The organism is Chryseobacterium turcicum, from assembly GCF_021010565.1.
Lineage (GTDB): Bacteria > Bacteroidota > Bacteroidia > Flavobacteriales > Weeksellaceae > Chryseobacterium > Chryseobacterium turcicum.
The window spans coordinates 1,853,997-1,873,855 of sequence record NZ_JAJNAY010000001.1 but is presented as its reverse complement, the minus strand read 5'-3'; the positions used below and the strand labels follow the sequence as shown (position 1 = coordinate 1,873,855).

Below are 19,859 nucleotides of genomic sequence, written 5' to 3'. Positions count from 1 at the left end.
TCATTACAAAAATGAAAAACGATACAACATTCAAAGAATTAAAAAATTCGGGATATACAGATAAAACCATCAGTCAGGAAATTCAGGCTAATTTAATTGCAAAAATTAAAGCAAAAGAAGCTGTATTTGAAGGGTTGTGGGGTTATGAAGACACTGTAATTCCGCAACTAAAAAAAGCGATTTTGGCGGGTCACCATATCAATCTTTTAGGTTTACGTGGACAGGCGAAAACTCGAATTGCAAGAAGTATGGTGAGTCTTTTAGACGAATATATGCCGATTGTAAAAGGTTCTGAAATTAATGACAGTCCGTTTCAACCGATTTCAAAATATGCAAGAGATTTGATTGCAGAACTCGGTGATGAGACTCCAATTTCCTGGATTCACCGCTCAGAAAGATTTTTTGAAAAACTAGCAACGCCCGATGTGAATGTTGCGGATTTAATTGGAGATATTGACCCTATTAAAGCAGCAACTTTAAAATTACCTTATTCTGACGAAAGAGTTTTGCATTATGGAATGATTCCAAGAGCTAACCGTTCGATTTTTGTATTGAATGAATTGCCTGATTTACAAGCGAGAATTCAGGTTTCTTTGTTTAATATTTTGCAGGAAGGCGATATTCAGATTCGTGGGTTTCAGTTGAGAATGCCTTTGGATATTCAGTTTGTGTTTACCGCAAACCCTGAAGATTACACCAACAGAGGAAGTATCGTTACGCCTTTAAAAGACAGAATCGGGTCACAGATTTTCACGCATTATCCGAAAACGATTGCATTGGCAAAACAAATTACCGAGCAGGAAGCTTTAATTTCTGAAAATGATAAAGCGCAAATACAAATTCCTGATTTAGCTAAAAATCTTTTGGAAGAAGTTGCTTTTGCAGCCCGTGACAGCGAATATGTTGATGCAAAAAGTGGCGTAAGTGCAAGATTAACCATCAGTGCCATGGAAAATCTGGTTGCTGCTGCAAAACTACGTCTGATAGAAACCGAAGCTGAAAAAACATACGTCCGATTATTAGATTTTATGTCGATTATTCCGTCAATTACCGGAAAAATTGAGTTGGTTTACGAAGGCGAACAGGAAGGTGCAGATTACGTAGCGAAAATTTTAATTGATAAAGCCGTAATGGTACAATTTGAAAGTATTTTTCCACGAATTTCTAAACTGGAAAAAGAAGGTATCAAAACTCCATACACCGATTTAATCAAATGGTTCAACAAAAATCAATTGGAATTAAATTATGCCGATACAGATGATGAATTTTACACAAAACTGAATAAAGTTACTCCTTTAACGAATCTTGTGGAAGAAAACACTTCAGAATTAAACGAGGAAGATAAAAACTTTTGTAAAGAATTAGTTCTTTGGGCTTTAACCATTAGCAAAAAATTAGACAAATCAGAAAACAGTGCAACTTATACTTTTGATTCTGCAGATGTAAGACAGTTATTTAGAAATTAAACAATTTAAATAAAAATATTTAGGAAACATGAGCTTACAATTTATGTTTCCTTTTTTCTTTTAAAGATACCTCGTCAGTTCGAATAGAAATTCTGAAAGAATTTTGTATCGAGAACTTAACTACAAAACCACCAAGTTCTCGATACATTTTTCCTTCTCTTTGATACGGAAAAACACTCGAACTGACGAATTACATTTTTTCTAAAAAACATTCATTCTAAATTGTATATTTGTCAGAAATTAAAGCACAATTTTGGAACTACAGGAACTTTTTGAACGTTTAGCGATACTTTGTATATCGATTTTCACTCTTTATTATTTTTCAAACAAAAACAGAAATATCAGATTGCATCCTCTTTTAGGGTTAATTAGCGTCTGTACTTTTTTTATGTGTCTCGTTTTTACGAAAGCAGAATACAGCCTTGGTGTGGGTTTTGGACTTTTTGCCATCTTTTCTATTCTACGTTTCAGAACCGAAACTTTTACCATTCAGACAATTGTTTTTCTATTTGTTTCCATCACACTTTCCCTCTTAGATGGACTTTTGCCTATTAAAAATCTTGAAATTCTTTTAGGAATCAACATTTCTATTGTGGTTATTTATTTAGTTTTAAATTATTTCGAAAAAAAATCGCCTATCGTTTCAGAGAAGAATTCGATTGAAGTTATCTCTTCTTTAGATTTTCTTCAGTTAGAAGAAGCAGAGCGCAAAAGAGTTTTAACTGAAAAAACAAAACTAAAAAACTTCAGCTACAATATTAAAAGTATTAATTTGAATGATAATATTGTGATTTTAAAACTTTCGCATTAATTAAATCTCTCGCAGATTTAGGAGATTAAGCAGATTCTGAATATAATCATCTGTGACATCAGCTGAATCTACGACTTAACGCCAATTTTATGACAGACCAACAGCTTGAAGTGTTATTGACAGAAAGATGTAAGAATCTAGACTTAACAAAAACTGCGTTTGAAAGCCTTGAACATATACTCAAGGATAATGAAAACGACAAAAACTTTTTAGAAGGGTTAAAAAAAAATGAAATAAAAAAAATATTTGACAGGTTTGAATATCAAATTGAAAGACGATATGGAGGTTCTATTATTAAAACAAGAGTTGGACTTTATATCGAAGATACCGACCATATTTGGCTTGACAATTTAATACCAATTGGATATTATGAACTTGATACAGATTTTAATGGACTGGTTTTGAACGACTGGTTTGTTATCAATAAAGAAGAAAATATTTAAAAAATCAATCCATATAAGCTCTTGCCTGCTTAATATATAATTGCTTTTCGTTCCCTAAATATTTAAATTCGATATCCAGAGGATAACTTTTTTTCACCATTTTACGCTTCTGCCAAAGAAGATACATTTTGCGTTCTAAAACGGGAGAAATATCAAACAGCTTTTTGATTTCCGCTTCGGTAAGAATCGGTTTTCCGCTATTGAGACTTGAAGTAGAACGATAATCGACTACAAGCGAACCCAAGTAATTGAAATTGTGACAGTAAAATTCATCACAAGTCACCCCCGGTTCTGGCTTTACAACAGATTCTTCACCTAACTGAACATTCACGGTAATTCCGGCATATTGATTACGGTAAAGATTTCTTGTCACCAAAACTCCGTTAGCTTTTTCATCCGGAAAAGAACGGTGCACCAAAACACCCATTGCACAGCTTTCATGATTGATTCCAAACAAATCACGCTCCTGAAAAGCTCGGAAATTCCAGAAACTCGACCATACTTCTAAAATTGCTTTTTCTATGGTTTTATCAGCATCTCCAATGATTGCGGTTTTAGAATCGTACAATCCCGCTCCGTTAAAACCTTCCATATCTTCTGCATTCGTAGAAGAACGGAATCTGAAGTTTTTAAAATCATTCTGTGCATTGAGCTTTTCTTCTATTTTTTTCAACAAATCAGGATTTACTTTTGAATTTTTGACCGTTTTTCTGAAAGCTTTAAGTTCTCTATCAAGAAGCTTTACAGAATCTTTCGGAATAGCATACAATGCATTGATTTTCTCCTGAAAATGATTGTCTTTAATATGCTGGTCAAAATAATAAAACGGAATAGCAAAAGCATATTCGGGAGTTTTATACGATTTCATTTCTTTCTGAATTTGTTTTAAAAGTCCGAGATTGGTCGCTTTTGAACCAATTGAATGAACAATATTCATAGGAGTTACCGTTTCTAAATCGACTAAATCTGTTACTGATAAATCTCTTTTTAGAACAATTTCTTTCAATGCTTTTTTAGCCAAAATTGGTTTTTGTGAAGCCTTTAATGAATATGAATTTTCCTTGGTAATTAATTCTACTTTCTTCCCTAAAAGATTATTTACAGATTCCTTTTCCCAAATTTTTGTATCTACATACACGGGAATATTTCTATTTTTTGCCAATAAAACCAAATGACTTAAAGGTGTTTGAAGTTCTGTAATGATAATTCCTTTTACGGTAGGAATAAACTCCGGAGTGGTATTGATGATAATAATCTCATCTGATTTAGGATTAAAATCTTCCTTTTTCTGCAAATCGTACTTCTTTAGAATGCCAATACTAGAAGTATTTTCAATCGACTGTTCTGTAATTCTTTTAAAAATAAAATCTGAGAAAACCGTTGGAATTTTCAGCTGATTCTTAGAATTCAAACCTATTACATGTGGAGAATTCAGATAAAACTTCAGTTTATCTTTGAAAAACACATTTTTATTAACTTCCTTAAAAAAGAAATTGATAAGACCTGCATTCATTTCGTCTGAAGCAGCCAGTTCCATTACCCAATCATCAGAATCTGCGAGATAATTGATATTGGCAAGAAGATACGCTCTTTTATTGGTTGGGTTATAAGATTCTTTATTGAAATCTCCGTTTTCATGATTATAGCCTAAAACCTGCACACAAAAATCATAATGATAAGTATACTTTGTACTGTTAAAGAAATACATTTTTTTCGCATTGTAATCGTAAACTACTTTTACCGATTTCATATTGGTAAACTTATCGGTCAACGGTTTTCCAGCAAGATTTAGAAACTGCTGTTTTTTAGTGATTGAATGAACATAATTGTCCTGCGAATATGCGAAAATTGAAAAAGTGAGAAATAAGAATGCTAAAATATTTTTCATATTGTGTGGATTACAAAAACAAATGTAGAGAATATCCTGAATCTAGCAAATAGTAAAGATTGGGAATGTAAAAGTTGTATCATATCTTCATTATTTATGTTTGAGTTTCATCAAATCTGTAAATCAAACAATTTTCAGAAAACAATCACAAAACCCTCATATACAATATCTTGCAAAAAGTCGTACGTCTATTTCTGAGATACTCCTACTCTTTTTCTATCCAAATGCGTTTGATTGTTTTTATTCGGTCGCATAAGATGTAGCGCTTCCACATCTTTGTATCGAAATAATTATTAATCATTAAATAACAATACAATGAAAACTTCATTCACCTTTTTAGCCGTAGCATTATTAATCTGCAACTTTACTTTTGGACAAGATTTCACGAAAAAAATCGATTCAATTATTAAAGACAATTACCTAAAAAATCCTGACGTGGGTATTAGCGTTGGTTTCATTAATAATGACAAAGAATTTTACACATCGTATGGCAAACTGAGTAAGGAAAGCACAAGAGATGTCGATAAAAATTCGATTTTCGAAATTGCTTCTATTACCAAAATATTAACTGGAAATATGATTGCTCAAGCAGCTATTGAAAAGAAACTGAACGTAGATGACTACATCGATAGCTATCTGCCAAAACAATATATTTTACAGAAAAACCTTCAACATAAAATCAAAATATCTGATTTAGCATCACATCAATCGGGTTTACCAGATGTCGATTTTCAAAAGTTAATTGAAGTTAATGCACAACAACCCGTAAGCAGCGTTACAGAACAATCATTAGAAACAATGATTAACAGCTGTACAGACTTAATCGATTATGGAAAATTCAGATATTCTACCATCAACTTTACTTTGCTTGGGCAAATTCTGGAGAAAATATATGGTAAAAGTTATGACGACATCATCAAAGAAAAAATATTGAAGTCTGCAAAAATGAACCAGACTTTAACCAAAGATTTCAACGTGAAAAATATTACAACAGGCTACAATCCTGAAGGAGGCGCTCAAGAATTTTTCTTATGGAATGTTACGGCTCCTGCAGGATTAATAAAATCTAATACTTCTGACATGGTTAAATACCTAAAAGCCCTTTTAAATAAAGGAAACTCAATATCTGACGCTGCATTAATCATGGAAAAAATATATTACAAAGATGCAAAACGAGAAATGGGATTAGGTTTAAACATCAACACCGAAGACCAAGACACCATTTATCTAAAATCCGGAGATTCTATGGGACAATCATCAATCATCTGTTACAACAGAACTAAAAACTGGGGAATTGTCATCCTTTTAAATAAAAGAGACTCGAAGATGAGACAAAACCTGTTGAATACAATTTATGATAATGTATTGAAATAAATATATAGAAAAGTATTTTATTGGAAGTAACGACCTGAATGTATGGGGACATTCAGGTTTGTTTTAATTTATTTTGGTTAAATGAAAATTTGAATTGCTGAAAACATTTGAATTTATAATAAAGCAAAATCCCATTTCATTAATAAAACGGGACTTCGCAAGAAAAAACAAGGTTCTTTATACAGCAGGTCCTGCCGCATCTTTTATGTTTTCTAATAGTCTTTTGCGCTCTTGTAATCTTCTTCTGGCAATGACCGATTTTCCGCTGATGAGTCTTATGAATCTTGGGTATTTGAATTTTTCTGCCCCGAAATGATGGGTTAAGACAAACAATAATACTCCAAAGCCTGCAACAATGATGTAACCGAAAATTTTCTTGTTGGCAGAAAGAATCGCATTGAGCTGAATATTTTTTAAGTTCGATGAAAGGTTTTGTGAAGTCAATGTCATTCCATCCAAATAAACTGCTAAATCACCAAGACTTTCGACTTGAAACTGATACTGAAACCACGAAAATAATGCTGAGAAAAAGGCTACCGCAAGGAAAGTACGCCAAACCAAAACTAATCCGATGGCCGCCAACATATCATCCAATTCAAGTTTATCTAAAGTATAATACCAAACAGAAATAAAGAGTGAACCCATCCCAAAACCTTTCAGAAACATCGGCAAATACCAGCTTTCATAGTTGAATTCTAAGACCATTGAAACATACATAATAATGCAATAGCCTATCATCGATGAAAATCCTGAGAAGATGAACATTTTGAGTGGTTTCTCTTTTTTAAACCAATATACAGCGACAATTCCGGCGAGAATCAATCCGGGAATCATCATCAAATTCAGTTTAGCATTCGTCAATTGGTCATAGCCTAAAACACCGACTGAAAAGATATTTTGTATGGAAGTAGTTCCTAAAAACATTCCCAAGCAAAAGAGTAAAAACAATCCGTTCTGAACATTACTTCGCTTGAAAATTTTGAAAGATAAATAGGGTCTTTTCAAAGTCAACTGACGAATCGCCAACAAAGAAAAACTCACAAAAGCCGCAATACTCGCATTGATAATTTTTGTGGAATTCAACCAATCCTGCTGTTTGCCGAAAGAAAAAACATAAGCCGAAAACATAAACGTCGACACAAATAAAAGAATACTCAGCCAATCAATATAATGCAGCGGAACTTTCAGTGCAAAATATTTATTGTGCATAAAAATCCAACAAATTAAAGCCATCGCAAAACACTGAAGTGCCGCAATCATAAAAAATTGTTGCCAATTGTAGAGCATCGAAATTTCTACCGCATAGTAACCAGAAATCTGAGTCAAAGTTAAAACGAATGTATAAAATACACCGTAGAAAACACCTCTTCCACCCATTATGACCATCAACGGAAGGAATAGTTCTATGGTAATCATCATTTTTAAAAATCCAATCACCAAAGCACTTACAATGATAATTGCTGGTTCCATCGTGGTTCCATTAATGTAACTTAACAACCCTAAAAGCACCAATAAAAGCACGACTTTATCACGTACTTTATATCTCATTTTGAATCTGAGAACAACCGGCATACAAGCGCCCATCCCGATAGTTGTGGCATAATTTGCCCACATAAAATATTCGGTAAGATGACCGGTTCCGCTCACCATAAAGCTGATATTCCCTGCGTAAACACCTCCTAAAGGCATCACGACAACAAGCAGCAAAACTATAAGTAACAGCTGAACAGGCTTGGGAACCCAATCGCTGAAAAGACCTTTATTGTACATAATTTTTAGACTAATAGATGATGGATTAATAGAGAATAGACTAATAGACTAATAGAGAACAGACAGTCATAAGGTTTTAAATAGATGAGAACTTTGGTGGTTACAAAGAATCACAAAAGTCTTTTATCTATCTGTCTATATTCTATTCGTCTATAATCTATCCGTCTATAATCCATTCGTCTCTTTATAAAGAAACATTCATATTCATACCCGCGCTAAGTTTAGCAATATCTTCCTTTTTATTGGATGCTGTAAACTCAATTCTTACCGGAATTCGTTGTTGAACTTTAATAAAGTTACCAGTAGAATTATCCGTCGGAACACTTGAATATCTGGAACCTGTTGCCGCAGAGACCGCCGTTACGGTTCCTTCAAATTCTTTTTTACCTAAAGCATCGGCTGTCATCTTTATTTTTTGTCCGATTTTGATATTGGGCATTTGGCTTTCTAAAAAGTTGGCGGTTACCCATTTTTGATTATTCAAAACGATTGTTCCTACTTGTTGCCCTGGCTGAATTAATTGTCCTTCAGCGATTAATCGTCTTCCCATTACGCCATCATAAGGAGCAGTAATTACGGTATAAGAAAGATTGATTTTAGCCATTTCCAAGGCAGATTTTGTTCTTTTGATTTCGGCATCGTTGATTCCAAATTTGCTTTTTACTTCGGTTGTTGAAAGATTAGCCGATTGCTTTTGATTGACCAATGTTTCGTACGCTGCTTTCTGGGCATCATATTCGGTTTTCATTTGGTCATATTGCTGTCTTGTTACGGCTTCAGAAGCTAAAAGATTTTTGTATCGGTTTAAATTTTGTTCGGCATTCCAAAGTCTGGCTTTAGCTCCAGCGATATTAGATTCCATCACACTTACGTTATTGGAAACGGTGTTCACCGATGAACTTGTAGCCGTTTTTTGTGCCAAAGCATTTTGATAAGCCGCTTCAGCCTGACCCAATTGGGTAAGAATTTCTCTTTGGTCTAAAATCACCAAAGTATCTCCTTTTTTTACCGGTTGATGCTCGATGAATCTAATTTCGTTGATATATGCGGAAACTCTTGTATTGATTGGATTAATGAATTCTTCCACTTGAGCTGCTTCGGTGTAAGTTTTATCTCCGATGTGAAAGTATTGACGAACCAGCCAAAACAATCCAAATCCTATCACTGCAAACACAATAATGTTAGAAATGATGGCTCTTATTTTATTCTTTTTATTCTGCTTTTTCTTAGCTTCTGCGCTCGAAATGGTAGGTTGTATATCTTGTGTATTTTGTTCCTTGTTTTCCATTATCTTGATTTTCAGTTTTGATATATTTTATGTTGGATTTTTTTAACGCAAAGATTTTATTTCTGTATGTTTAATTTTCAAGTTTGCAAAGGCAAATGAATTTGCTTCGCGAAGCATATACATAAGCTTCATAAAATCAACTTGTTGATTAATCTTTGCTCACTTGATGATATTTTCAATAATCTAAAAACTTTGCGTTAAAAACATTAGCATTCTTAAAGCGTTCCCGTAGATTTTAAAAGATTATAATATTGATAAAGCACATTAATTTCAGCGTTGGCAAAATCTAATTCTGACTGTAGTTTTTGGTTTTGAGCATCAATCATTTCGGCTTGTACAGCCAATTGATTCAGATATTTAGCTTCCGTAATGTTGTAGTTTTCGTCGGCCAAATTTTTAGCATCATTCAGGATTTCTGATTGTTGAAGCGCTTCCTGATATTTTGTAAAAGCAGCATTTACCGCCATATCGAGGTTTTGCTGTACCAAAGTCATCGCATCATTTGCCTGATTTTTCTGTATCTCACCCAGCTTTACTCTCTCTTTGGTTTTGTATAAATTATCAATATTATAACTCAAAGAAATACCGCCTTGCCAACCTCCCGAATACATATCTAAAACAGGATTTCTTGTTGTAACAGGTCTTTGCAAAGTATAGCCTCCAAACCCTGAAAGTGTCGGCATTTTATCGGTTTTAATGATTTCTATATTTTTATCGGCAACTGTAATATTGGTTTTTGCAGATTTCATTTGCGGATTGCTGTCGTGCGCAAGATTCAGGTAATAATCCATCCCGATTCCGGTTTCTTTATTTCCTAAATTTTCTATCGGAATAATCTGCGTTTCTGAGCTTAAGCCTAAAGCGATATTCAGATTATAATTAAGAATCTTTCTGTTATTAGTTAAGGTTAAAAGATTTTGGTCAAGATTTTTAATCGCCAACTCACCACGAATCACTTCGTTTCTGGTAATCATTCCTTGTTTATAAAAATCGTTGACGTTTTTTAATCTTTGCTGAGCCAGTTTTTTGTTGTTTTGAATGACAGATTCCTGGTTTATGATTTTATAAATATCCAAATAATTAGAAATCACCAGCAACTTTACGTCTTGTTTATTTTTCTCTAAATCTAATTCTGAAAGCTGCTCACGAAGTCCTGCCAGTTCAATAGATTTATTGACCAAGCCTCCTTTAAAAATTAATTGTGTTGCCTGCAATGCATACGAACTACCATAATGTGGCATCGGAACATTTATTGAATTGGAAAAATCTTTATCTATAGCAATGGCGTTTCCCAAATAAAACTGACTTGTAGACGCTGTGATTGTGGGTAGTTTCTGAAGTTTTGTAATATCCGTCTGTTGTTTGGCAATATCGATATTCTGGGCAGAAACTTTAAGTTGTTGATGATTTTGAATGGCCAATTCGGCAACTTCATTCACGGTCATCTGTTTTATTTCCTGTGAAAAAAACAGCGCAGGAAAAAGACCTACCAGAACTGATAGAGCTGTTTTTATGTTATTAAGCATTTTACCTTGTTTTACAGATGCAAAGTTAGCGCAACAACACAGTCAAACAAATGTTTGAATTTTGGAAAAAGATGTTCAAATGTAGGATTCAGTTATTGATATTGTTGCCTGTATTGACTCGGACTTAGCTCTAAATGCTTCTTAAAGAAGTGTGAAAATGAATATTGGTCGCTAAAACCAAGGATTGTAGAAATCTCTGAAATAGGCATTTTTGAAGAGTTTAGATACACCTTAGCTTCATTAATTACAATAGAAGCGATAATCTGACTTGCCGACTTACCCGTTACCGACTTCACGACCGATGAAAGATGTCTAGTTGTAATCGACTGTCGTTCGGCATAAAACTCTACCGTTCTGTTGTTTAAATGATGAGATGACAAATCAGTTAAAAAAACAAACACAATCTCTTGTTGTCTCGACATTTGATTCATTGCGCTATTGTCTTCATTAGAAATAATTCCTGCAATCTGATAGCAAAACACTGAAAAAAGGTGCTCTACAATCTCTTTTTTGTAGGTCATTTCGGTTTCAGAATCTAAAATAGATTTTAAGAAATTGACACTTTTCCAAATTAAATCTAAATCATCTTTAGAAAAAGGAACGCCTACATTCATTTGCTGACGGAAATAACGGTAGGTAATTAATCTATTGAATTTCAACGATAAAGCAGAAATAAAATCCCGTTTATAAGACACCATTCTCGACTGAAAATCGTCACTCACCGAAATCATTTCATACACCGTTTGCGGATCTGTCACCATAAATGTATTAGCCGTAAGCTCAAGATCATTAAAATGCTGACGAAGCTTTATAGAACCACTTTTAATGAATATAAAAGCCGGATTGTCGGGACGAAAAGGCTTATCTACAGATATTCTTTCGAAAATATTATGTTGCGTAAAAACATCAACTCCGAATTGTTCTAAAATCGTCATTTTATCAATTTAAATTTAAAAGCTGTTTAAACTAATTTTTGTTTAACCGCATAAGAGGCAAAAGAAATTTGAAATCTATATTATTAAGATATTCAAAGCTATCAAAAGAATAAAAATCAAAGATTTTTGAAAACTGTTGTGCTCTTTTTTCATTTAAAAAATAAGCTTTAATAATAATAATAATATGTATATCCGTTTTCACTAATATTCGATATTTTAACGCAAAGGCAAACAAAGAATATTAAAATTTGACTGTTTTAAAGTTAAACAAGGGCGTAAACTTAGCAAAGAAATACAAAAAGATATAGAATATGAGGAATTGCGGACAATCATTAATAAAAATATCTAAATCTTTTGTAGCTCTTGTGGTTAAATGAAAAGTTTAAAAAAGTTTTTAATCTTCCAAAGCATACACCGCAAAACTTGCCAACCAATGATCTCCACCATAATTCCCTTGAAATAATAACGGAAGTCCATTATTTAAAAAGATGTTTGCTGTTTTTTGAAACTTCTGTTTCAACGGATGATTATCGGGTAGAGATTTTGCGATTCCTTTCATGCACCAAGCTTTGGTAAAAGATAAACCTACTAAATGAACGGTTTGATAATCGCTCAAATCACTTACCACAGGAATTTTTTCGATATTTTCTATGCTTCTTTTTTCATAAAATTGGTCTAGCCATTTTACAAATTCTTTCTGAGGAAGAATTCTTCTCATTAAATCTGCAATTTCCAAACTCGGAGAAAAGAAATCCGAACCATCCGGTTCGAGATAAGCAGGCGTTTTGGTGTTGTTTAAGTAAAAATATTTTGCTTTTTCAATCAGTTCATTTTCAAAAGTTTTATCACCTGTCGCTCTTGCCCAGTCTAAAGCAAAAACCATGGCAAATGCGGTGTTTGGGTGCACTCCTGTTCTATTGGGATAAGTTTGTTTTGGAAGATAGGTTTTCCACGAAGTCAGAATTTTATCTTTTAAAGGTTTTAGATTCTGATGCCAGATTTTAGCTTTTGGATGATTCCAGGTCATTAATTCTTCATCTAATTTTAATAACCAAGCCCAACCATATGTTCGCTCAAATGTTGTGGTTAACTGATATTTTGTGAAATAATCGGCTTCTACTTGCAGATTTTCTTTTGTAAATGAATTGTCGAGTATCTTTTCAATGTCTTTAGCAACTGATAAATTAGGTTTTGTTTTTAGCAATCGAACCAGCATCCAGTGACCATGAACCGAGCTATGCCAATCAAAACAGCCATAAAAACTGGGATGTAAATCTTTCGGGGTCAAGGTAACTTCATTAGCATTATTAATAATATGCGCCGTCTTATTCGGGTATTCCTGATTGATACAGTGAAGTGGTTTTTCAGATAATTTCATTGCCATTTCATCCGTAAGTTTAGGATTTTCCTGAGCAAAAATTAAAACCGGTAAAAACGCCAATGCTAAAAGACTTTTTTTCATTCAATAAAAATATAAAAGTAATTTTAGATTTTAAGCATAGTTTTTGCTCAAATTCACAAAATCAATTTATGAAAAAAATATTTATCCCTTTATTTCTCTTAATTCTTATCAATTGCAACAAATCTGGCAATCAACAAGAAGTAAAGTCTGATTTAGTGGAGATAATCTCAGAAGATAAAATAATGAGCTCTGCGGCAGATATGAATGAACCGCCTCCACCACCTCTTCAAGAAGTACCAATTAGTGAAGTTTCAGCAAAAGCAGTTAATGCAAGCTCCAATATTTCAACACCACAAAACAATGTTATCGTTAAGAAAATTATTAAAAATGGGGAGTTAGAAATTCAGGTGGGAAATATTAAAAAAGCATATCAACAAGTCAACGAAATCGTAAAAAGTAACAACGCCTACATACAAACTGAGCGTTTTAACAATACAGATATTGATGAAAAACAGTTTTTTACAATCCGTGTTCCGCATAAAAATTTTGATGCTTTAATCAATTCTTTTTCAAATGGAATCGGTTCGGTTTTATCTAAAAATATAGCTTCTGATGATGTAACTGAAGAATATACTGATGTTTCCATAAAATTAGACAACAAAAAAATCTATCTCGAAAAATACCGTGATATGTTGCGGAGTGCTAAAACCACGAAAGATATGCTGGAAATTCAGGAAAATATCAGAGAGCTTGAAGATGAAATTGATGTTGCTGAAGGCAGGCTTCGTTTCATAGATGACAGAGTAAATTACAGTACATTGAATCTGATGTTGTACAAAGAAAAAGTAAGAAGTTCTGCTACTTCAAAAATAGGTTTTGGAAGCCGTTTTGGAGATTCTTTTACCGAAGGTTGGAACAGTTTTGTGGCATTTTTTCTCGGAATAATTTCTTTTTGGCCTTTCTTTTTATTGATTCCAGTTGTTGTTTTGATTTGGAAGAAATGGAGAAACGGGAAGAGAAAATCTATAGATAATAATTAATATTTTTTCTCTCGCAGATTTTGCTGATTACGCAGATTTTTTAATAAATAGAAATTTGCTCAATTTGCTTGATTTGCGAGAGATTATAGAACATCAATTATTTTCCTAAGACAAAAACAGCAGGAATTTTATGCAGTTCCGGTTTTTGTTTTTGCCAATCTTTTATTGTTTTCGTTTTAATCGATTCATGTTCCGGATCATTGATGTTTACAGCGATACAAAGCTTGGTATTAGGTGAAAGAAACTTACACAAATCTTCGAAAAGAGCATTATTTCTATAGGGAGTTTCCATAAAAATTTGTGAAAAACCCGTTTTCTCAAGTTCACTTTCTAATGCCTGAATCTTCTTTTTCTTTTCGCCTTTTTCTATCGGAAGATATCCATTAAACGTAAATTCCTGACCATTAAAACCACTTGAAATTAATGCCAAAATAATAGATGAAGGCCCGGAAATAGGAATTACTCGAATGTTTTTTTCGTGACACCATTTTACAATTAAATTCCCAGGGTCTGCAATGCACGGAAGACCGGCTTCAGAAAGCAACCCAAAATCCTGACCGTTGAGCATTCTATCTTGAGCTTCTTTAATATCAGCATTTTCGGTATACTTATCTAACAAGAAAAGTTTCAAATCAGACTGTTTTTTTTCAGGTGCAAAAAACTTTACGACTTTTCTTGCCGTTTTTTCGTTTTCAACAAAAAAATAATCGGTCTGCATGATGTAGTCTTTTATCACAGGTGAAAAATGACTGATTGACGTGTTTTCTGAAAGATAAGCAGGAAGTAGAAAAAGCATTTTTTTTAATTATAAATTGTTAATTGTTAATTCTAGATTTTTGAAATGAGAAGTTTTTCGGCAATTTTTTCGCAGGCTTCATCCAGCTGGTGATAGACTTTTTCAAATCCATCTAGCTCGCTCCAATAAGGATCAGGAACTTCACCTGAAGCATGATTAAGATCTGCAGCTTCCATTAATAATGAAACTTTACTTCGTTGTTCTTCGTTTTGAGTTAAAGAAATTACATTTTTTAAATTACTCAAATCCATACAGTAAATTTTATCGAAATCATTCAAATCTTCGATGGTAATAGGTCTGGATTTTTGTTTTGAAATATCAATTCCGTATTTGGTAGCGATTTTTATAGATCTTTTATCAGGATTGCTTCCCTGATGCATATCGATAGTTCCGGCAGAATCTACAATAAAATCTTCGGGAAGTTTTGACCGCATAATACCTTCTGCAAGCGGACTTCTGCAAATATTTCCGAGACAAACCATTAAGATTTTCATTTCAATATTATTTAAAATTTAGTTTGTAAAAAATGCTTGAACCACAAAAAAATAATTATAAATTAAACATAGGAGTTACATTAGTTTAAATTTAAAAGCTGAAAAAATTAGAGCACAGGAGAGAAAATCAAAGATTTTCAAAAGCTTATGTGTCTTAATATGCACATCAAAATAAAACTCTCATGTGGCTGATGTGTTAAAAAGATCTGTAGTTAAATTAGCTCAAACAGATTTCAAAATTTTTTTATTCAACAAAGCTAAATAAAAAAGGAGAATAAGCCTATTCTCCTTTCTATAAATATTTTGTACAGAATTAATTTTTGATTTTTTCCGTTAAATCTTTTACGTATTTTTTGATTTCCTTGTCAATTTTAGAAACATCTTTAATCGTATCACAAGCGTACATTACCGTTGAATGGTCTTTACCACCCATTTCTTCACCAATTTTACTAAAAGTAGCATTCGTATATTCTTTTGAAAAATACATTGCCAACTGTCTCGGAAGTGCAATTTCTCTTTTTCTTGTTTTAGATAAAAGCTGCTCTTTTTTTATTCCGAAATAATCGCAAACTACCTCCTGAATATAAGGAATATTGATGACCTTTTTCTGATTAGCTGCAATCTTGCTGATTGTTTCTTTTAATAATTCTAAACTTAAATCTGATTTATAAATCGTAGAATAAGCGATAACAGAATTAATGATACCAATCAATTCTCTTACATTGGTTTTTGCTTCTGCAGCAAGGAATTCTAGCATATCATCCGTAAGAATGATACCATCTCTGCTCAATTTATCTTCGATAATCTTCTTTCTTGTAGAAATATCCGGAGATTTAATCTCTGCAGAAAGTCCCCATTTAAAACGAGAGACAATCCTGTCCTGAATATCCATAATATCTACAGGAGCCTTATCAGAAGTAAGGATAATCTGTTTTCCGTTTTGATGTAAATAATCGAAAATATGGAAGAAACTATCTTGAGTTGCTGATTTTCCAGACAAGAACTGAATATCATCAATAATCAGAACGTCTACCATTTGATAAAAATTGGCAAACTCTGTTTGTTTATGAGCTTTAGCAGCCGAAATAAACTGCTGAATAAATTTCTCTGAAGATAAATAAAGAACTACTTTATCTGGAAACTGGCTTTTTACTTCTAAACCTACAGCCTGACCTAAGTGTGTTTTACCAACCCCATAACCTCCGTATAAAAACAAAGGGTTAAAAGCAGTTGCTCCAGGTCTTTTTGCAATAGATCTTGCCACAGTAGACGCAAATTTATTACTTTCTCCTTCTACATAATTGTCAAAAGAGAAATCTGCTTTAAGATTAGAATCAATATTTACTTTTTTAATTCCCGGAACTACAAAAGGATTTACGATATTTCTAGAAAAACCTTGTGGCATTGTTTCCTGAACCTTTGGAGTAGGAACAGTTTTTCCTTTCATATTCATGGTAACAGGTTTTTCTAAACCGCTTGGTTTATTTTCCATTACCGAATACCAAAGCTTAACGCCTTTACCAATGTTTTTCTTTAAGGCAGCCGAAAGCAATGATAGATAATTATCTTCAATATATTCTTTATAAAAATCACTCGGTACCATCAACGTAAGATTATTGTCAACCAATGAAATTGGTTGTATTTTGTCGAATAGTAAATCGAAAGATTTTTCAAGTTTTTTAAGATCAGAATTGTCTTCAGCTGCGTTAAGATTGTCACGCATAAACTGAAGGCACTTCTGCCATATCATCATTAAATTTTCGTTCATTATTATGCCCTGATTAATTCTTTAGTGAGTCTTTTTAGGAGGATGACAAAGGTCTCATTTTTTATTTTTAAAAAAAAATATTCGCATATTGGTTATTTAAAAATATATTTGTATGTATAATTAAGCAGTAAAAATGATACACTCAACACACTCATTACGAGTACGTTACGCAGAAACAGATCCTATGAAATATGTATATTATGGCAATTACGCAACGTATTTTGAACTGGGGCGCGTGGAACTTTTTCGCAGCATCGGAGTCTCTTATGATGAGATTGAAAAGCAAGGAATTTGGCTTCCGGTTTCTGATTATAAAATTAAGTATTTAAAACCAGCACTATACGATCAAAAATTAGAAATTCATACCATTATGAAAAAAATTCCGGGAGTGAGAATTGAATTTGAATATGAAATTTATAATGAAGAAGGCATTAAAATAACTGAAGCTTCCACTACCCTATTTTTTTTAAATTCAGAAACGCAAAAAGTCATTAGATGTCCTGATTTTTTAATGAAATTAATTGAAGAAAACTGGAAAGAAGAAAATGAGTAAATCTGTTTTAAGATTTTTTAACGGTTAAACTTTCAAATCACTATATTTGGTAGTAAATCAAATGAATGATTTACGCACTAATCACGATATTAATTCTACTGATTGTTTTAGTTTATCAAAAACTGAACAAAAAGATTCAAATTCTGGAACAGAAAATTTCTGATTTATCAAAAGATAAAACAAATACCGAAAAGCCAGCACAATCTTTCATAGAAAGCATCAATTCTGAAAATTTACCAAATGAAAGAATCGAAGTTGAAAAAACGGCGGTCAACTCCATTGAAGAAGATTCAGAACCGGAAAAAGATTGGCTTGCACCTTTGTTTGACTTTATTAAACAAAACGTCCTTACGATTATCGGAATTTTCACTCTAGTTTTAGGAATAGGATATTTTGTAAAATACGCCATCGATAAAAACTGGATTGGTGAAAACGCAAGAGCAGGAATTGGTTTTCTTGCAGGATTTACTTTTATTGCTACCGCTCATTTTATAAGGAAAAACTACAAGACCTTTTCTTCAATCATTATGGGTGGCGGAATTGCCGTACTGTATTTTACAGCAACCATTGCCTTTAGAGAGTATCATTTGTTTGCACAAAATACCGCATTCCTTATTACATGTTTCATAACGCTACTTTTGATATTCCTTTCTTATCGCTACAACAGTGAAACGCTGATTATTTTTTCATTGTTTGGAGGTTTTCTGGCGCCACTGATGATTAGTACCGGACAAAGCAATTATATTTTCCTTTTCTCTTATTTATCGCTTTTAAATATCGGTATGCTAATTACCGTTTATCTTAAAAACTGGAAAAGTGTAGGTTGGATTGCCTTTATTTTCACTGCCATCTATCTTTTTTTCTGGACTACTGATAAAACAGAACTCACAAGTATTATATTTTACATTGTTACTTATCTCATTTTTTACGCTTTTGCGCTTCAGAATTATTTTAAGGCAACTCTACTTTCGAAGTTAGATATTTTGATGTTGGTTTTAATTAATTTCTCCAGTATTATCGGGTTAGTTTATATTTTTAATGTCTTACAATACGAGCCATCAAGTATTTTTCCGCTTAGTTTTGCGTTGTTTAATGGTATTTTTATTTTCAGGGAATATCAACGGAGAAAATTTGAAAGAAACTATTCTGTATTTGCAGGAATTGGCATCAGTCTTTTAACTTTAGGACTCGCCTTGCATTTTAAAACCCATCTCACCACAAGTGTTTGGGCAATAGAAGCCGCTCTCCTATTATATATATGGAAGAAAACAAATCACCGTATTTTCAAATTTTTTTTCTATTCGCTCTTCCCGATGGTTATTTTATCTCAAATGATTACCTGGAATGGATATCTAAACAATGAAAAACATTTAGCCATCATTTTCAATCCGGTTTTTATGACGAGTTTGGTCGTTATTACGAGTTGTTGTTTCAATTTAATGGTATTAAAAAAAGACACTAAAGAAAAGAGTGATTTAGATTTTTTCGAAAATGTCTTTACACTAACATGCTTTGGAGTAATTTATCTTTCTATTTTATTTGAATTGATTTATCAGCTTTCTTCACTACACATTGTTATTGTTCTTACGTACAGCTTTTTATACAGTATCCTTTTTACTATTTTAGTATTAATATTAAAGAACAAATTAAGCATTTCAGAAAAATTAGAGAACCTGTTGACTTACGGATTACTACTCTTATTTATCGCGCATATTTCGACTTCACAGATTGTAAATGCTGTCATAACCAAAGAAATTGGGCTGCGTTTCTATTGGATTCATTTAATATATTTAATACCACTTCTGTATTTAATTCTAAAACTCATTCCAAAATCAGAATTTTTAAAACAAAAAACAGGATATTGGATTGTTTCATTGACCTGTATTCTTTCTGTAAGCTTTGAATTGTATAGAATTTATATTTTTTCAAATTCAGGTTCTTCCAAAATCATCAATCAGTTGCAAGAGCATTTCAGTATTTTGTATCTTCCTATTATATGGGCAATTTTATCTTGTGGATTTATTTTCACTGGGCTTAAAAAGAATATTTCGGAACTTCAAAAAATAGGTTTTAGTTTACTTAGCCTTACGATTCTCAAATTATACCTTTATGATGTTTGGCAAATGGATAATGTTTCCAGAATTATCGCATTCATTATTTTAGGAATTATTTTATTGCTGAGCTCATTTTTATTTCAAAAATTTAAAAATATGCTTAAGAATTTGGTAGATAAGAATGAAAATTCTGCTGAAGAAGATATGTAGAATCATTACAAAAACTATTATCCATCAATATTTTACAATTA

The 19,859-nt window shown here is 32.6% G+C and carries 16 protein-coding genes; 7 read left to right on the top strand and 9 right to left on the bottom strand.

The window, feature by feature from the left end; translation table 11 throughout:
• The first annotated feature begins 11 nt into the window (after positions 1–11).
• The 3 genes from LO744_RS08470 (at position 12) to LO744_RS08460 (ending at position 2,720) form a co-directional block, all read left to right on the top strand.
• A complete protein-coding gene (locus LO744_RS08470) occupies positions 12–1,466 on the top strand; it encodes a sigma 54-interacting transcriptional regulator (RefSeq protein WP_230668654.1) in 1,455 nt (484 codons plus the stop codon).
• Positions 1,467–1,719: 253 nt separating this feature from the next.
• Positions 1,720–2,277, top strand: a complete 558-nt coding sequence (locus LO744_RS08465) for a DUF4956 domain-containing protein (RefSeq protein ID WP_230668653.1) — start codon at positions 1,720–1,722, stop codon at positions 2,275–2,277.
• 89 nt (positions 2,278–2,366) lie between these two features.
• The gene (locus tag LO744_RS08460) at positions 2,367–2,720 is read left to right on the top strand and encodes a hypothetical protein (RefSeq protein ID WP_230668652.1); all 354 of its coding nucleotides are present in this window, start codon (positions 2,367–2,369) and stop codon (positions 2,718–2,720) included.
• A gap of 4 nt (positions 2,721–2,724) precedes the next feature.
• Here the strand turns inward: LO744_RS08460 and LO744_RS08455 are convergent, their stop codons facing one another.
• On the bottom strand, positions 2,725–4,608 hold the full coding sequence (locus LO744_RS08455) for a PEP/pyruvate-binding domain-containing protein (protein WP_230668651.1): 1,884 nt from the start codon (positions 4,606–4,608) through the stop codon (positions 2,725–2,727).
• Positions 4,609–4,923: 315 nt separating this feature from the next.
• Here LO744_RS08455 and LO744_RS08450 point away from each other — a divergent pair, with 315 nt between their 5' ends.
• Positions 4,924–5,982 carry a serine hydrolase domain-containing protein gene (locus LO744_RS08450; protein WP_230668650.1) on the top strand — a complete coding sequence of 353 codons (1,059 nt, stop codon included), beginning with the start codon at positions 4,924–4,926 and terminating at the stop codon, positions 5,980–5,982.
• A 177-nt stretch (positions 5,983–6,159) separates the two neighbouring features.
• Here LO744_RS08450 and LO744_RS08445 read toward each other — a convergent pair whose 3' ends face one another.
• The 5 genes from LO744_RS08445 to LO744_RS08425 all read right to left on the bottom strand — a co-directional run bounded on the left by LO744_RS08445 (position 6,160) and on the right by LO744_RS08425 (position 12,963).
• The gene (locus tag LO744_RS08445; protein WP_230668649.1) at positions 6,160–7,752 is read right to left on the bottom strand and encodes an efflux MFS transporter permease; all 1,593 of its coding nucleotides are present in this window, start codon (positions 7,750–7,752) and stop codon (positions 6,160–6,162) included.
• A 184-nt stretch (positions 7,753–7,936) separates the two neighbouring features.
• Positions 7,937–9,040, bottom strand: a complete 1,104-nt coding sequence (locus tag LO744_RS08440) for an HlyD family secretion protein (RefSeq protein ID WP_230668648.1) — start codon at positions 9,038–9,040, stop codon at positions 7,937–7,939.
• A gap of 215 nt (positions 9,041–9,255) precedes the next feature.
• Complete coding sequence (locus LO744_RS08435) at positions 9,256–10,566, bottom strand: TolC family protein (protein WP_230668647.1); 1,311 nt, start codon at positions 10,564–10,566, stop codon at positions 9,256–9,258.
• A 92-nt stretch (positions 10,567–10,658) separates the two neighbouring features.
• Positions 10,659–11,501 (bottom strand): helix-turn-helix domain-containing protein, encoded by an 843-nt coding sequence (locus LO744_RS08430; protein ID WP_230668646.1) that lies wholly within the window; start codon positions 11,499–11,501, stop codon positions 10,659–10,661.
• Positions 11,502–11,895: 394 nt separating this feature from the next.
• The gene (locus tag LO744_RS08425) at positions 11,896–12,963 is read right to left on the bottom strand and encodes a DUF2891 domain-containing protein (RefSeq protein ID WP_230668645.1); all 1,068 of its coding nucleotides are present in this window, start codon (positions 12,961–12,963) and stop codon (positions 11,896–11,898) included.
• 68 nt (positions 12,964–13,031) lie between these two features.
• On the opposite strand from LO744_RS08425, the gene LO744_RS08420 reads away from it, so the two are divergent.
• The gene (locus LO744_RS08420) at positions 13,032–13,943 is read left to right on the top strand and encodes a DUF4349 domain-containing protein (RefSeq protein ID WP_230668644.1); all 912 of its coding nucleotides are present in this window, start codon (positions 13,032–13,034) and stop codon (positions 13,941–13,943) included.
• 97 nt (positions 13,944–14,040) lie between these two features.
• On the opposite strand, the gene LO744_RS08415 is transcribed toward LO744_RS08420, so the two are convergent.
• The 3 genes from LO744_RS08415 to dnaA form a co-directional block, all read right to left on the bottom strand.
• A complete protein-coding gene (locus LO744_RS08415) occupies positions 14,041–14,739 on the bottom strand; it encodes an SAM-dependent methyltransferase (protein WP_230668643.1) in 699 nt (232 codons plus the stop codon).
• A 32-nt stretch (positions 14,740–14,771) separates the two neighbouring features.
• Positions 14,772–15,233, bottom strand: coding sequence for a low molecular weight protein-tyrosine-phosphatase (locus LO744_RS08410; protein ID WP_230668642.1), 462 nt, complete (start codon positions 15,231–15,233; stop codon positions 14,772–14,774).
• 313 nt (positions 15,234–15,546) lie between these two features.
• Positions 15,547–17,001, bottom strand: coding sequence for a chromosomal replication initiator protein DnaA (dnaA, locus tag LO744_RS08405; RefSeq protein ID WP_230668641.1), 1,455 nt, complete (start codon positions 16,999–17,001; stop codon positions 15,547–15,549).
• 133 nt (positions 17,002–17,134) lie between these two features.
• On the opposite strand from dnaA, the gene LO744_RS08400 reads away from it, so the two are divergent.
• Together LO744_RS08400 and LO744_RS08395 are read left to right on the top strand one after the other, a co-directional pair.
• Positions 17,135–17,554 carry an acyl-CoA thioesterase gene (locus tag LO744_RS08400; RefSeq protein WP_230668640.1) on the top strand — a complete coding sequence of 140 codons (420 nt, stop codon included), beginning with the start codon at positions 17,135–17,137 and terminating at the stop codon, positions 17,552–17,554.
• A 65-nt stretch (positions 17,555–17,619) separates the two neighbouring features.
• Positions 17,620–19,818: a DUF2339 domain-containing protein gene (locus tag LO744_RS08395; protein ID WP_230668639.1), complete on the top strand. Its 2,199-nt coding sequence runs from the start codon at positions 17,620–17,622 to the stop codon at positions 19,816–19,818.
• Positions 19,819–19,859: the final 41 nt, after the last annotated feature.

Bases quoted from the DNA above. Each gene is read 5' to 3' on its own strand.
- LO744_RS08425 (WP_230668645.1), bottom strand. From the start codon at position 12,963: ATGAAAAAAAGTCTTTTAGCATTGGCGTTTTTACCGGTTTTAATTTTT.
- LO744_RS08430 (WP_230668646.1), bottom strand. From the start codon at position 11,501: ATGACGATTTTAGAACAATTCGGAGTTGATGTTTTTACGCAACATAAT.
- LO744_RS08455 (WP_230668651.1), bottom strand. From the start codon at position 4,608: ATGAAAAATATTTTAGCATTCTTATTTCTCACTTTTTCAATTTTCGCA.
- LO744_RS08440 (WP_230668648.1), bottom strand. From the start codon at position 9,040: ATGGAAAACAAGGAACAAAATACACAAGATATACAACCTACCATTTCG.
- LO744_RS08410 (WP_230668642.1), bottom strand. From the start codon at position 15,233: ATGAAAATCTTAATGGTTTGTCTCGGAAATATTTGCAGAAGTCCGCTT.
- LO744_RS08420 (WP_230668644.1), top strand. From the start codon at position 13,032: ATGAAAAAAATATTTATCCCTTTATTTCTCTTAATTCTTATCAATTGC.
- LO744_RS08435 (WP_230668647.1), bottom strand. From the start codon at position 10,566: ATGCTTAATAACATAAAAACAGCTCTATCAGTTCTGGTAGGTCTTTTT.
- dnaA (WP_230668641.1), bottom strand. From the start codon at position 17,001: ATGAACGAAAATTTAATGATGATATGGCAGAAGTGCCTTCAGTTTATG.
- LO744_RS08445 (WP_230668649.1), bottom strand. From the start codon at position 7,752: ATGTACAATAAAGGTCTTTTCAGCGATTGGGTTCCCAAGCCTGTTCAG.
- LO744_RS08395 (WP_230668639.1), top strand. From the start codon at position 17,620: ATGATTTACGCACTAATCACGATATTAATTCTACTGATTGTTTTAGTT.
- LO744_RS08400 (WP_230668640.1), top strand. From the start codon at position 17,135: ATGATACACTCAACACACTCATTACGAGTACGTTACGCAGAAACAGAT.
- LO744_RS08460 (WP_230668652.1), top strand. From the start codon at position 2,367: ATGACAGACCAACAGCTTGAAGTGTTATTGACAGAAAGATGTAAGAAT.
- LO744_RS08470 (WP_230668654.1), top strand. From the start codon at position 12: ATGAAAAACGATACAACATTCAAAGAATTAAAAAATTCGGGATATACA.
- LO744_RS08415 (WP_230668643.1), bottom strand. From the start codon at position 14,739: ATGCTTTTTCTACTTCCTGCTTATCTTTCAGAAAACACGTCAATCAGT.
- LO744_RS08450 (WP_230668650.1), top strand. From the start codon at position 4,924: ATGAAAACTTCATTCACCTTTTTAGCCGTAGCATTATTAATCTGCAAC.